Raw genomic sequence first — 13,245 nt, forward strand, 5'->3', positions numbered from 1 at the left:
AAAATCCAAAATAAACAAGACAAACTCTTATGTAAAACAGAACTTTACAATAAAAATAAGGAAAAGTGAAAAACACATCCAGTCTAAAATCAATGTTTATTTATACGGTAGCAATACTTCACATAATGCTCTTCACTTATGCAGCGATAAGCAAGATTCTTGATTTCCAAAATTTTCGAGCACAACTAGGTCAATCGCCGCTATTAAGCATTTTTGCTGATGTAGTTTCAATCGCTGTTCCATCAATTGAAATTTTGCTTAGCGTACTGTTAATGATTCCTAAAATAAGAATTAGAGCATTGCAGTATAGCTGTTTTCTAATGTTCATGTTTACCGTCTACATTGTAATGATCCTTAATTTTACATCATTTATACCCTGTTCCTGTGGTGGAGTGCTTGAAAAATTAGGATGGTCTGAACATCTAATTTTCAATATTATTTTTGTTGTATTAGGGCTTTCAGCTATAGCGTTCTCTAAAGGATTGCGACATACAATTTTAATTTCTGCCATTGGTGGAAGTATTGGTACACTCGTACTAATCACCTTGTTTCTATTATCAGAAGACAAAATGCAGAAAGAAAATCCATTTATTCGAAGGCTACCTCAAGCAACTGCTGCGAAAATAGCGGAAATTAAACTTCCAAATAATACAGTTTACATTGCTGGTGCTACAAAACAAAATATTTATGTAGCTGACCGCCTTGCACCATTACAGGTATACGAGTATGATGCTAGTCTAAAAACCAAAAAACACTACACAATAGTTTTAGATCGCGAGAATTTTAAGTTTAGGGAATTACGCTTAAAAGTTCTTTACCCAGATTTCTATCTTTACGATGGTTCTGTGCCTGTCATTTATAAAGGTTCAATCACAGATTGGAATGCAAAAGTAGTTAGCGATGGTGAGTATGGTTTTAGTGATATCATTTTTATTAATCCAAATCAACGTATAATCTTAGGCAAAGAAAGAAACGTAAAACAAAATATTTTAGCCCTTATAAAAGACAAGGACAGCTTGCAGGTTTCAGTTCATAATTCAATTCTAAAAAAACAAATTGATGGTGCATTTGACATAAGTGGAACAATGGAATTCAGCTATGAATGGAATAAATTTATTTATATCTATCGGTACCGTAATCAATTTATTGTTACTGATCCTGAACTAAAGAAAAAATTCGAAGGGAATACTATCGATACAGTCAGCAAAGCCCGTATAAAAGTTGTAAAGATTAAGTCTGGAGATACAAAAATGGCAGCTCCGCCACTTGTCGTTAATAAGATGGCGACTGTAGTAAATAATCTTCTGATGGTCAATTCTATGTTACAAGGACGATATGAAAGTTCTGAAGCTTGGAAGCATTCAACAGTAATCGATGTTTACGACATCAACACGGGAAACTATATTTTAAGCTTTTACGTCTACGATGAAAACGGTGCCAGAATGCGAGACTGTTATGCTTCCGATGATGCTTTGTATGTAATTATTGGTGCTGAACTTCAGAAATATGGTTATGGCGTACGGATTAAATCACAATTTAAATATAAAAAAATACCGGCCGGTGACAGGAATGTAGATCGAACACCTGAAGAAAAAAGTAGATCAAATTATTAAACTAAATAGTTACTATCATGAAATTAAAATTCATCAAATTGTTTATGTTACCAGTAGCAGCTTTCTTCCTTGCAAGTGCCGCAGCAGTTACAACAGATCAATCACATCAAAGCAAAGCAACAGCTTTGACAATGCAGGGATTTATTCATAATCCCTCAGCCACGGATTGTGAACCTGTAAATGACATTGATTGTGTAGTGGGAACTGGTGACCCATGCGAATTGGGTTCTTGGACCGTTTACGGTACAACAGGAATCGGTTGCTCCCTTCAGCTGAAACGTGAGTAAAGCTATCAACCGATTAAAAAAGTAATGCAGTTTCAAATCGAAACTGCATTATTTTATTTTTCAGCAGTACCACCGGTAATCCAGTCTATATTAACATTTCCTTTCAAGAAATAATCAAACCATTGAAGTATACGATATGTCAAATCGTATTGATTCGTTTCCTTACTTAAACTATGTCCTTCTTCTGGATAAACAAGCATTACGTTTTTTACTTTAAGCTTTCGTAATGCCAGATATAAATTTACACTTTGCTCGTAAGGAACAACAATATCATTTTTTCCAGTCCATTGCAATAAAGGTGTTCTAATGTTTTCCGCATTATACAATGGCGAATTATTCAAATAAGACTGTTTATCTTGATAAAAAGGAATTCCCATACGCATCTGCTGATTTTCAAATCGCCACATTCCATCTTCTGCTCCACCGCCATTGGTATTGAGACTAAAATAATAGCCTATGGTATTTCCAATTCCAGCGCCGCTCACTGCCGCGGCAAACAAGTCTGTTTTTGTAATAATAAAATCAGTTTCAAAGCCTCCAAAAGAGTGACCTATCAAGCCTATATGCTTTTCGTCAACATTATATGTAGCAATGACCTCTTTAACAGCAGAAGTTACACAATCATATGCAGAGATTCCAGGGCTTCCATTAACATGCTTAATATCAGGAAATAATACAAAATAACCATTAGTTGTAAATACACTAACATTAAACCCTGTATCATTGGCTAGTGTTGGTCTGGTATATTTATGTAACATTCCCGATAGCCGTTCATAAGTTTTTACAACCATAGGGTATTTTACATCTTTTTTATAATTGGAAGGATAAAACAAAGCTCCTTTCAATATCTCACCATTAGCGTTTCTATAGTAAACAAGTTCAGAATGACCATAGTAGTATTGTTTCTGATGCCTGTTGGAATCAAATAGTATTTTACTACCTCTATTGCTAGTAAATTCAAGCTGTGTCGGTTGAGAAAATGTCTCACTGGTATAGAGATATTTTCCATTTATACTCTTTTTGAAATCATTATATTTTTTAGGGCCATATATAAGGGTACGCATACTTTTCTTTTCATTATACACCACATAACCAGTTGACCAATCCAATAAATTTGTGATTTCAAGTATCATATCCTTTGAAAGGTTGATTACTTTTCGCAAGTCGCTTTCATAACCACGAAAACGAACACCTCCAAATTCTGACTTGTTAATCCTGTAAACAATTCCCTTTTCGCTACCTCTTGTTAACCTAACGCATACTGATCCATCGAGCGATGCTTTCCAGATATCAAATCGATCATAAAGCAAAACATATTTTCGATCCATTGTCCAAGAAGCAACTCCATAGGCTCCAGGATTTGAAGGATCATCTTCATACACGGTATTCCAGCAATGATTGGAATAATTCGTGATATTAGTTGTAGCGTCAGTAGCAGGATTATAAAGCCACCAGTTTTCATTTTGAAAATACAGTATGGAATCATCAAAAGGTGAAAAACTTAACTGATTAACCTCTTCAGGATGTTGCTCAAGCAATAGCTTTTCTACACCCGTCCGCACATCTTTTATATAATAATCAACCCGTTTAGGGTATTGTGAAGTCAAGATATAGGTATAAGGATTAGAAAGTATAACATAGTTACCGCCAGTAGTTATGTGCACATTAAAACGTGAATTGTCGCTCAAAACTTTAAACTTATTGCTAACTGGAAACCACACCACGAATTTAGGTATATCAGTTGATTGTAATAGTTGCTGTGTTGGAAACAAGCTGGCATCATTTCCATTCCATACCTCCACTTCTAGCATGCTGTCTTTTTTTAATCCGATAGTCGGGTCAATTATACTAAAGAAAACCTTTTCACAGTCATCAGAAACAGTAAGGTTGGTAAAACCACCTTTTGCTAATACTGCACCTTCATATCCTTCAATAGATTTTATATTAATGGTAAATAACTGTTGGTCTATAAACCTGTAAAAATAGACATAGCTATCATTGCAAAAAACTACCGCCTTGTCATCAGACTGCCAACTAAATCGACCATAAATAGCATCACCTTTGATTAAAATTTCATGCTTCCAATTTTCAAATTCAATATAACCAACTTTAGATTTCCCTCCGATCCTGCTCAAATAAACAAGGCCTTTTCCTGTATTATTGATTTTATATTCGGTTACGCTTTCTGTATGGTTAATAATTATACCCTCTGTATTTCTTATAACAAGAGAATTATCATTATTATAATTTAAAATAAATTTTCCATTACATAAAGGTTCAAAACGCTTAACATCTGTAACGCATATTTCTCTTTGAGTTACAACGTTTAGCAGCTTCAATGTATCCTTTATTAAATAACTGAACACTTTGTCATTTACAAATTTGCCTTCCCGACCATTCGGAAAACAGTATGTCTTTTTTCCATCAGTTTGTTGCAAAAACAGTGTATCCTTTCGATTGTCGTAAGCCATTCTAAAACTACACCATTGCCCATTGTTCGAAATAGAATTGAGTTTTAAATCACCCCACTTTTCATAATCTGATTCCTTAATTTGCTTCTTAAAAGAACCCTGTCCCAAAACGGGACAGGAATTCATGGTAACTATGAACCACATCAAACAAACAAAAATTCTGTTGTTCATTTCAATAACCTGGATTTTGAGGATTCAAATTTGGATTAACATTGAGCTCCACAGCAGGCAAAGGCCATAATTTATCAGTTGAATTCCAACCTGGCTTCGTTAAAGCTAAAACGGCATCAATCTGTCCACTTCTTTTAAGATCAAAAAAACGGTTTCCAAACTCTGTGAACAATTCAAAACGCCTCTGGTTCATGATATCCATAATGATATCCGTCTCGGTAATCGCAGTACTATTAGCTAATCCTGCCGTATTTCTAATAAGATTCAGGTCTGATTTGGCATTTGTCAGTTCTCCTTGTCGGGCGCGTGCCTCTGCACGTATAAGATATTGCTCTGCGAGGCGCAGCACTACTGAGTACTCCACCGAACTTGCCGTCGTAGTTTGTTGCTTATACTTATAAGCATGATACCAAGTGTTGCTTCCGTTAGTTATTGATCTAATCCATTTTACTTTACGTTGGTCATCGGTTTCAAATGCGTTAACAAAATTACTCTTTAAAGCAATGGACGAAGGAGGTCCTGCATTAAAAATATAGCTTGTGCCTTCTGTTGTATTCATCGTTGTTGCATTAGGCATAAATTGCCAGATAGTGGTAGTACTAGCTTTCAAAAACACTTTATTAAGATCCGTCTCCCATACATACAAGGAACTGTTAATAACCGCCGAAGCTTCATTTGACGCCGCAGCATAATCCCCTTTATACAAATATACTCTTGCTAACAATGCCTTTACAGCAAATTGGTTTGGTCTTACACGTTCAGCAGTAACATATACTTCTGGCAATAATGTAGCAGCTTCATTAAGATCAGCTATTACATTATCGTAGACCAAACTTATAGACATCCTACCTACGTGACTGTTTTGCTCAAAATCGGTTGTTTTTATATAAGGAATATCTCCGTATAAATTCATTAGGTAAAAATGAATCAAAGCACGGATAAATAGTGCTTCTCCTTTTAGTTGTATCCGATTGACCTCTGGTAAAGAAACAGAATTGGTTACTCCTTCAATAATCGAATTAGCTTCATAAATTTGTTTATAGCTGTTGTTCCATATTGACGCAACTCCAGCTTCACTTGGTGTCAGTGTATTATTGTAAAAATTACTTATCGTTGTGGTTTGGTACCAGTCAAGTTCATCGGCATACAAACCAGTGTACAATGACATACCATTTGAGCCTGCGAGTACACCATTGTTTCGCATCTTTGCATAAAGCCCACCTAATGCAGCATTGGCTGTAGCAACGTCTTCAAATACAGCCGCGCTTATTAATTGTGAATTAGGCTTTTCAACATCAACATAGCTATCGCACGATTGATAAATTGGTGTAAATACCAATAGTAAAATGATGCACCCTTTTTTTGCATTCAGTTTTATATGATTGTATAGTTTCATAATTACTTATTTAAGATTAAAAATTAAGTTGAATACCAGCAGTAAAAACCCGTAAGGGAGGCAAGTAATTAGTATATCTAAACTCAGGATCACCGCCTTTGTAGTGTGTAAATGTTAAAACATTTTGCCCTTGTAGTGAAAGTTTACAGTTTATTCCCTTTAACCCCAAAGGCAAAGCATAAATTAACGCAATGTTCTTTAAGCGTATATAAGAACCATCTACAATCATAGCATCACTACTAGCATATCGGCTAAAAGCTGTTGCTGCAGCACTGTTTGCTCCAGTCGTATACATCTGATAGGGCGCACTATCACCAATCTGTTGCCAAGCATTAAGCATAGTGGTACTTTGATTTACGTTATACCCTGCTGATACATTTGGAGTATAATTACTTACTTGCTGTTTTACAAACTGAAATAAGAAGTCAAGCTGCCAGTCTCTGTATTGGAATTGGTTTTGAAAACCACCAAAATACTTCGGCGTAAGGTCCATAGTCTTTTGCCTGTCTCCAATTGCATTGATTATCCCATCGCCGTTTAAATCAGCCACTTCATACAAACCAGTTTGAGGATTGACTCCTGTAAATTCATACACCTTTATAATGCTAGTTGGTTCGCCAACAACGTAAGTATTGGCAAAAGTAGATCCTGACAATCCGGGAAATGCCACGAGTTTATTTCGGGCTGCCGAAATATTAAAATTAGTTGTCCATTTAAAGTCTTTCATACTAAAGTTAACTGTTCTTAATGTCACTTCAATTCCTTTGTTCTCAACCGTAGCAGCTAAATTGGCATTCAAAGTAGTAAAACCCGTAGTGCCTGGAAGTGGAATCCCAACCAACTGGTTTGAGGAACGGTTTCTATACCAAGCTCCCGTCAGGAAAATGCGGTCATTCAAAAACCCAGCTTCAAGGGCAGCTTCTATTTTGGTACTGCTTTCCCATCCATAATCTGGATTATACAATCTTGTAGGCTCAAGACCTACTATCCCCTGGTAATTCAAAGATGTTGTGCTATAGGTGTTCAAAAATTGGTAATCCCCAATCTGATCGTTTCCAGTAGCACCATAACTCATTCGAAGCTTTCCAAAACTTAGTATTTTACTTTGCTTTAATATATTTTCATTGCTAAAAATCCAGGCAGCTCCAAGAGCACCAAAAGTGGCAAACTGTTTACCTGGACCAAAACGACTCGATCCGTCTCGCCTTCCTGTGGCGTTAAGAATGTATTTTTCCTTATAATTATAATTAATACGGCCAAAGAACGCCTGATACTTATATTCAGTGATATCGCTGGCAAGTATCAGTTTGATACTGGCAGACGCTAGATTGGTAATAAGCGCATTACTCGCAACCCCCCCTGCTTGCGCATACATTCTCTCTGTAATCTGTTTTTGTGCCGTACCACCTACTAAAACATCCAGCGTGCTTTTCGCAAACTTCTTTTTCCAATTAAGCTGTGGTTCAAAAAGCACCGAGTTCCTCTCAGTAAAATTATCATACATCTGCGAATTGGCGCTCGTTATGTTTTGTGCAGGGTTAGAAACCGTTGAAGGAATCAACCGTTGTTCGTGATTCTTTACATTTGTATATCCAAAGTTGGTTTTAATTTCAAGATTAGGCAAAACACTATAAGTCAATATTGCATTTGTAAACAAATCTTTGGTGTCTACTGTGCTGAATGAGTTTAAAGATGCTAACGGATTCTGAAAAGTGTTATTTTCCCAGTTCAAATCACCATTCACATCATATAACGCAGGAGCATTTGGTGCAAGCGTACGCGACAGTTTCGTCAGGTCAGTTGCAGGCTGTTTATTATCTTGTAAAGTGTATCCTCCCGAAAACGAAACTTTAAATTTTGAATCGTCACTAGTATGATTCATATTAAAATGCACTGCCGTCCTGTTATAATCAAAATCACCAGGTATTACGGTAGTTTCCTTTCTGCGGCTACCGCTCAAAAGGTATTGCATTTGTGCCGAACCTCCTGATACACCAAATTGTATATCGGTTATTTCGGCAGTCCCACCAATCAGTTCCTTTTGCCAATCTGTATATCTTGATTGATCCCAAGTTCCATTTACATCATAGGCATTGGCTGGGTAATTCGCAATTCCATCATTTACATAAGCTTGTCGTCGCATAGCCAAATATTGCTCGGTATTCATAAGTTCAAGAAACCTTGCAACCTTCCCTACACCTGTCAACGAATTGAGACTGAACTTCGTCTTTCCTGCTTTACCCTTTTTTGTGGTTATTAATACAACACCGTTAGCACCTCGGCTCCCATAAATAGCCGTCGCATCAGCATCTTTAAGCACCTCTATACTCTCAATATCACTAGGATTAATACTGTTTAAGGGACTTGTTGGAGTGGCCATCCCAGTTGTAGTTTGGCTATAGCCAATGGTTTCAGACGAATAAGGAACACCATCGATAATATACAACGGCGAATTCCCATCAGCACGCAAACTGTTCACACCTCTAATCTTAATCTGAAATCCGCCACCCGCCGTACCGCCATCCTGTATAATATCAACTCCCGCCATCCGTCCTTGCATCGCCGCCAACACATTACTCACCGGCTGCTTCTCAATATCCTTACTCGTAATTTTAGCTATACTACCCGTGCGTTCCTTGTCTTTTACAGTATAATACCCAGCGTTAACAGTCACCTCTTGCAAAGCAGTAGCATCCTCCTGCAGAGTAACGTTAACAATCCTGCTACCCGTTACAGTAACCGTCACATCCTTATAGCCCATAAAGCTAAAAACCAGCACCGCTCCTTCCTCCGCCGTGATGCTAAATTGCCCATTAGCATCAGTAATCGTACTATTCGTTGTTCCCGGAACAACAACAGTTACACCAGGCATCACCATGCCGTTTTGGTCAGTAACCGTTCCTGTAATTTGTTGTTGTTGTTGTTGTGCTGTAAAAACACAAACTCCTTTTCCCTTATCCCTACTTCCTTTTAACTCAGGATTCGTTTCATACGAATGAGGGTTTGAAAAACAAAAAGGGCTATATAAACTTAGTGCCATGAGATAGCAACACCACTTCTTGCCAATTGAATTTTTATTCATAATTTTGGTTAGTTAAATGAAACATTAGTTTTGTTTGTCATTGGTCCTCTGTTCAACCGCCAAGAAGAGTCAGAGGGCCTTTTTTTATATAATAATTCGTCATGTTTATACCATAGGCCTATCTTTTTTTGATTAATACTAAAATCTATATTCTATGCTCTATTTTCTATTCTTAAAAAAACCTGCGGAAGGCAAAGCAACTAACCCAACTTAAATCAACCAATACCACTCACGCAGGCTTCACTAACAAAACCAAATAAAAAATGAAAAAAGAAAACTTTTCCCTACCCGAGGCAAAGCCGAACGGAGCGGAGCTAATCCCTTTTCCCTTTTCCCTTATCCCTAAAAAATTAATGAATCACCCAAGCCAGTACACGGCACAAAAAAAGGCGCGGAACTCAGCTTATTGCGTTAGAGGTACTGGTATACCGTTGCAACAATAAGTGAGCCCACGCCAGTAAGCGTGAGCATCTTAACTTATCATCTCGTTGCAAAAAGTACCAGTTTTCTAACGCGAGATTCAAAGCGAATGCTTCTAATAGGTTCTATTTGAAGAATCGCAAATTTAATTAAACGACCGCAATATACACAATTAATTTTAATTACGCTCGAACGACCGTGATTTTTTAATACCTAAACTTTTTCTTTGTTATTACTATGGAGGTAAATAGCAAAATATGCGGTTATATAACTAAAGAATGGTTAAAACCATGGATCAACGAAGGTAAATCTCAGACTTCCTTTGCTAACGCACATAATGTAGAAGAAAGTACTATTAGAAAAATTAAAGGAACTAAAAACTATAGAATTCCTGTAGAAACACTTCATAGAATTTGTGAAGCAAGAAATTTAAAGCTTGTAGAGTTTTTTAAATTAATCAATTTATAAATTTAAATGTACTATCTAACACTTTTATACTTGAAAAAAAGCTATATTTAAGAAATTTAACAAACTATAATAAAGTTGACCTATTCACATTTATCAAAAAAACATATTCGATTTTAATTAAATATTAATCTTGATTTTTTTATAAGTAAATTATATAATTTTTTTTAGTTATGATATAAGGCAAATTTGTAATTAATCGCTTAAATTTACTATTCATCGTTTTTTGGCATCAATTTTGGACATTGAATCAAAATCTTGATATATTTGGATTAGATTCTTTTTAAGAATATTTTTAAATTAGTTATAAATATTATTGTAATTTTGCACCCTCAATATTAGTGAGTTATTTAAAAGAAAAGTCGAATCTTAATTTACAAGTTGCTGCAGAATTAATAAAACAGTCAATTTATGCTCCGAGTGTACATTGTTCATACTTTGGTTGTTTACAATTTTTAAAGCATACACTAAAAGTATATAGAGGCGATACATTTGATAAAATTGAGCAAGAGTGCAAAAATTATGGCGGTGGAACCCATGGATGGATAATAGATTCATGCCTCACTGAATATAGAAAGCTAGTTGATTTTGAAAGTCATAAGAATTTGAAAAGACAACTAAAAGATTTAAGAGTCTTCAGAATATCATCTGACTATTTTAATATAGAAATTGGTGATGAAGAGGGTGAAAAATCCTTAAAATATAGCCAAAACATAATAAGAGAAATTGGTAAAGTATTAAAAAAATGAAAAACCCTTATAAATTTATTGAAGAGAAGCTTAAGATGTTGTTTGAGCGTTTCCCTAAAGCAAATATTAGATATGAGCATAGAGAAAGCACAAATACGCACGTAGTTGAAATAACACCATTGTTTTTTTACAATAATGACAGTTACCGCGTTATTGAAACTGAAATTGAAGATGAATTTGAAGTACTATTTCCTGCTGAAACTATAATATTTATTTCAGAAGACTCTCTAAATAAAATCTCAAACCCCAACATCGAACACCTTGGAGAAAGAAAAGGTAAAGTTTGTATAATTCAAACTACTCATATACAATTTTTTAATTTTACTAATATTTCTCCAAAATATTTTGGTGAAAATAATTATGCTCTTGCGGCTTAAATAATGGCTTTATCTCAATTCCAATTCTTAGGGTATAAAATTTTGAAATCAATTATCGAGTTAGATGAAACGATTTCAGAAAATTCAGGTCTTGAAATAGGTTTCAAAACCTCTGGAACAGTCAATAAAAATGACTTAACCTTTGATCTTAATCTATCAGTAATAATTAAGAATTCTGAAAACACTCTTAACATTGAAATAAATTCATTAGGTAATTTTAAATTTGAACCTGTTGATGATATTGATGATATTAGTAATTTTTTCTATTTAAATGCGTCAGCAATACTTTTCCCATATATCAGGGCTTACATTGGCACTTTGACAAACTTATCAGGACTAAAGGCAATTAATCTTCCCACTTTAAATTTAACTAATTTAGCTGAAGACTTAAAGAAAAATACCATTATCCTTAATTAAAGTATCTTAATTTAAATCTCACAACTCAAAGTCATGTGACTTTGAGCAACTTAAACCGCTTTCCCACAAACTAAATATCTTATCAAGTATATTAGTATACGTAAATCCCAAGTTAAGTTTTAGTAATAATTTTTAACATCAATAAACACGTATCGCATATCGCAATATGCGATATTAATAACTAAAACACTTGTTTTTTAAACATTTATTTGTTAATATTGCATATCGCAATATGAAATATAAAAATGATACAGGCTAAAAACATCCTTAAACCACAAGACATTGTAATCCTGCTAAAAATAATCGCTCTAGGTGAAAAAGAGTGGTTCCATCACACTATTGCCAACGAATTAGGAATAAGTCAGTCAGAAGTGAGTCAATCGCTAAACCGCTCTAAATACGCAGGCTTAATAGATGAAGCTAGAAAAAAAGTAAACAAATTAGCATTTGTAGAATTCTTGCTTCACGGGGTGGCATATGTTTTCCCAGAACATCCCGGAGCAATGGTACGAGGTATTCTAACAGCACATGCAGCAAAACCATTAAATCAAATTATCAATTCAAACGAAAAATACGTATGGCCTTATGCAAAAGGTGCAGAAAGAGGTCAAGCAATTGAACCGCTATACAATACGGTGGTAGAAGCTTCACTGCAAGACAAAGAATTATATGAACTACTATCATTAGTTGATGCTATAAGAGTAGGAAGAGCAAGAGAAAAAGAAATTGCAAAAAAAGAACTGCAAAAAAGAATCCTACATGCACAATAAAATCATAAACCTAGCCCTTGTGGCTCAGGTGGCCCATGGCCTCCAAGAATTAAAAGACAAAATGGTCTTCGTAGGTGGTGCAGTAATCAGTCTCTATACCGATGACGCAGCCGCTGAAGAAATTCGCCCAACATCCGATATCGACATGACCATCAATTTAGCCAATTATGCCGAGTGGGCACAAATGCAAGAGCGACTAGCCGAATTAGAGTTTTATCCCGATCCAGAAGGACACGCTATATGTTCATACAAATACAAAGGCATTGCAATTGATATCATGCCCGCTGAGGATAGCAGTATAGGAGTTTCCAACAAATGGTATAAACCAGGGTTTAAATACCTCCAACAAACACAACTAGAGGACGGAACAGCCATTAACATGCTGCCTTCACCCTATTTTTTGGCAACCAAGCTCGAAGCTTTTAAAGACAGAGGACAAAATGATTTCTACGGCAGTCATGATTATGAAGACATCATCTACCTGCTAGACAACAGAACAACAATAGTAGAAGAAATCTTAGCCGCAGATGAAGATGTCCGCCAATACATAAAAGACGAATTAACCGCAATCAAAAACCATCCACAGGCGGATGAAATTCTGGCAATGCACATCCATCCATTAATCAGAGAAGAACGATTCAAAATGTTGATGGTAAAAATAGAAAGGATAACTGATAGCAACAACAACAATAATTTGATTGATTCTGAAAAAAATATTCTATCTTTTTCAGATGAAGAGGTGGTAAGTTTAAAAGATGCTATTAAATATTTTAGAGCAAGAGAAGGAAGCTTCTCAGGGGATGACCCTTTGTTAAAAGTACTCGAAAAACTTAATAATAAGAAATTAAGCTTAAATGTTTTTACAGAAGATGAAATTAAATTATTACTTAAAGTGATCAATGAAAACATTGAATTTATTCACAAATATGAAGGTTATAATGTTTTATCTCAAGAAGAATCGATTATTCGTAAACAACAAATTTTAGAGTCATTATATCAGTTAAGAAAAAAGGTAATAAAACCATAA

General features: G+C 35.3%; 11 protein-coding genes. 8 read left to right on the plus strand and 3 right to left on the minus strand.

Features of this window, described 5'->3' with window-relative positions:
• Positions 1–65 precede the first annotated feature (65 nt).
• Together RN605_RS09230 and RN605_RS09235 are read left to right on the plus strand one after the other, a co-directional pair.
• Positions 66–1,613: a MauE/DoxX family redox-associated membrane protein gene (locus RN605_RS09230; RefSeq protein WP_313324369.1), complete on the plus strand. Its 1,548-nt coding sequence runs from the start codon at positions 66–68 to the stop codon at positions 1,611–1,613.
• Positions 1,614–1,630: 17 nt separating this feature from the next.
• Positions 1,631–1,900 (plus strand): DUF6520 family protein, encoded by a 270-nt coding sequence (locus RN605_RS09235; RefSeq protein ID WP_313324370.1) that lies wholly within the window; start codon positions 1,631–1,633, stop codon positions 1,898–1,900.
• A gap of 53 nt (positions 1,901–1,953) precedes the next feature.
• On the opposite strand, the gene RN605_RS09240 is transcribed toward RN605_RS09235, so the two are convergent.
• The 3 genes from RN605_RS09240 to RN605_RS09250 form a co-directional block, all read right to left on the minus strand.
• Positions 1,954–4,035 carry a S9 family peptidase gene (locus RN605_RS09240; RefSeq protein ID WP_313324371.1) on the minus strand — a complete coding sequence of 694 codons (2,082 nt, stop codon included), beginning with the start codon at positions 4,033–4,035 and terminating at the stop codon, positions 1,954–1,956.
• Between the two features lie 508 nt (positions 4,036–4,543).
• Positions 4,544–5,938: a RagB/SusD family nutrient uptake outer membrane protein gene (locus RN605_RS09245; RefSeq protein ID WP_313324372.1), complete on the minus strand. Its 1,395-nt coding sequence runs from the start codon at positions 5,936–5,938 to the stop codon at positions 4,544–4,546.
• Between the two features lie 16 nt (positions 5,939–5,954).
• Positions 5,955–9,020 (minus strand): SusC/RagA family TonB-linked outer membrane protein, encoded by a 3,066-nt coding sequence (locus tag RN605_RS09250; RefSeq protein ID WP_313324373.1) that lies wholly within the window; start codon positions 9,018–9,020, stop codon positions 5,955–5,957.
• Positions 9,021–9,677: 657 nt separating this feature from the next.
• On the opposite strand from RN605_RS09250, the gene RN605_RS09255 reads away from it, so the two are divergent.
• The 6 genes from RN605_RS09255 to RN605_RS09280 all read left to right on the plus strand — a co-directional run bounded on the left by RN605_RS09255 (position 9,678) and on the right by RN605_RS09280 (position 13,245).
• A complete protein-coding gene (locus RN605_RS09255; protein ID WP_313324374.1) occupies positions 9,678–9,908 on the plus strand; it encodes a helix-turn-helix domain-containing protein in 231 nt (76 codons plus the stop codon).
• 338 nt (positions 9,909–10,246) lie between these two features.
• A complete protein-coding gene (locus tag RN605_RS09260; protein ID WP_313324375.1) occupies positions 10,247–10,654 on the plus strand; it encodes a HEPN domain-containing protein in 408 nt (135 codons plus the stop codon).
• Positions 10,651–11,031: a hypothetical protein gene (locus RN605_RS09265; protein ID WP_313324376.1), complete on the plus strand. Its 381-nt coding sequence runs from the start codon at positions 10,651–10,653 to the stop codon at positions 11,029–11,031. Before RN605_RS09260 ends, RN605_RS09265 begins: the two co-directional genes overlap by 4 nt.
• Before the next feature lie 3 nt (positions 11,032–11,034).
• The gene (locus tag RN605_RS09270; protein ID WP_313324377.1) at positions 11,035–11,448 is read left to right on the plus strand and encodes a protein-export chaperone SecB; all 414 of its coding nucleotides are present in this window, start codon (positions 11,035–11,037) and stop codon (positions 11,446–11,448) included.
• 245 nt (positions 11,449–11,693) lie between these two features.
• Positions 11,694–12,218, plus strand: a complete 525-nt coding sequence (locus tag RN605_RS09275) for a hypothetical protein (protein WP_313324378.1) — start codon at positions 11,694–11,696, stop codon at positions 12,216–12,218.
• Positions 12,208–13,245: a nucleotidyl transferase AbiEii/AbiGii toxin family protein gene (locus RN605_RS09280; RefSeq protein WP_313356339.1), complete on the plus strand. Its 1,038-nt coding sequence runs from the start codon at positions 12,208–12,210 to the stop codon at positions 13,243–13,245. The genes RN605_RS09275 and RN605_RS09280 overlap by 11 nt, the downstream gene beginning before the upstream one ends.

This window comes from Flavobacterium sp. PMTSA4, assembly GCF_032098525.1.
GTDB lineage: Bacteria > Bacteroidota > Bacteroidia > Flavobacteriales > Flavobacteriaceae > Flavobacterium > Flavobacterium capsici.

Bases quoted from the DNA above. Each gene is read 5' to 3' on its own strand.
- RN605_RS09235 (WP_313324370.1), top strand. From the start codon at position 1,631: ATGAAATTAAAATTCATCAAATTGTTTATGTTACCAGTAGCAGCTTTC.
- RN605_RS09245 (WP_313324372.1), bottom strand. From the start codon at position 5,938: ATGAAACTATACAATCATATAAAACTGAATGCAAAAAAAGGGTGCATC.
- RN605_RS09250 (WP_313324373.1), bottom strand. From the start codon at position 9,020: ATGAATAAAAATTCAATTGGCAAGAAGTGGTGTTGCTATCTCATGGCA.
- RN605_RS09255 (WP_313324374.1), top strand. From the start codon at position 9,678: ATGGAGGTAAATAGCAAAATATGCGGTTATATAACTAAAGAATGGTTA.
- RN605_RS09265 (WP_313324376.1), top strand. From the start codon at position 10,651: ATGAAAAACCCTTATAAATTTATTGAAGAGAAGCTTAAGATGTTGTTT.
- RN605_RS09270 (WP_313324377.1), top strand. From the start codon at position 11,035: ATGGCTTTATCTCAATTCCAATTCTTAGGGTATAAAATTTTGAAATCA.
- RN605_RS09275 (WP_313324378.1), top strand. From the start codon at position 11,694: ATGATACAGGCTAAAAACATCCTTAAACCACAAGACATTGTAATCCTG.
- RN605_RS09280 (WP_313356339.1), top strand. From the start codon at position 12,208: ATGCACAATAAAATCATAAACCTAGCCCTTGTGGCTCAGGTGGCCCAT.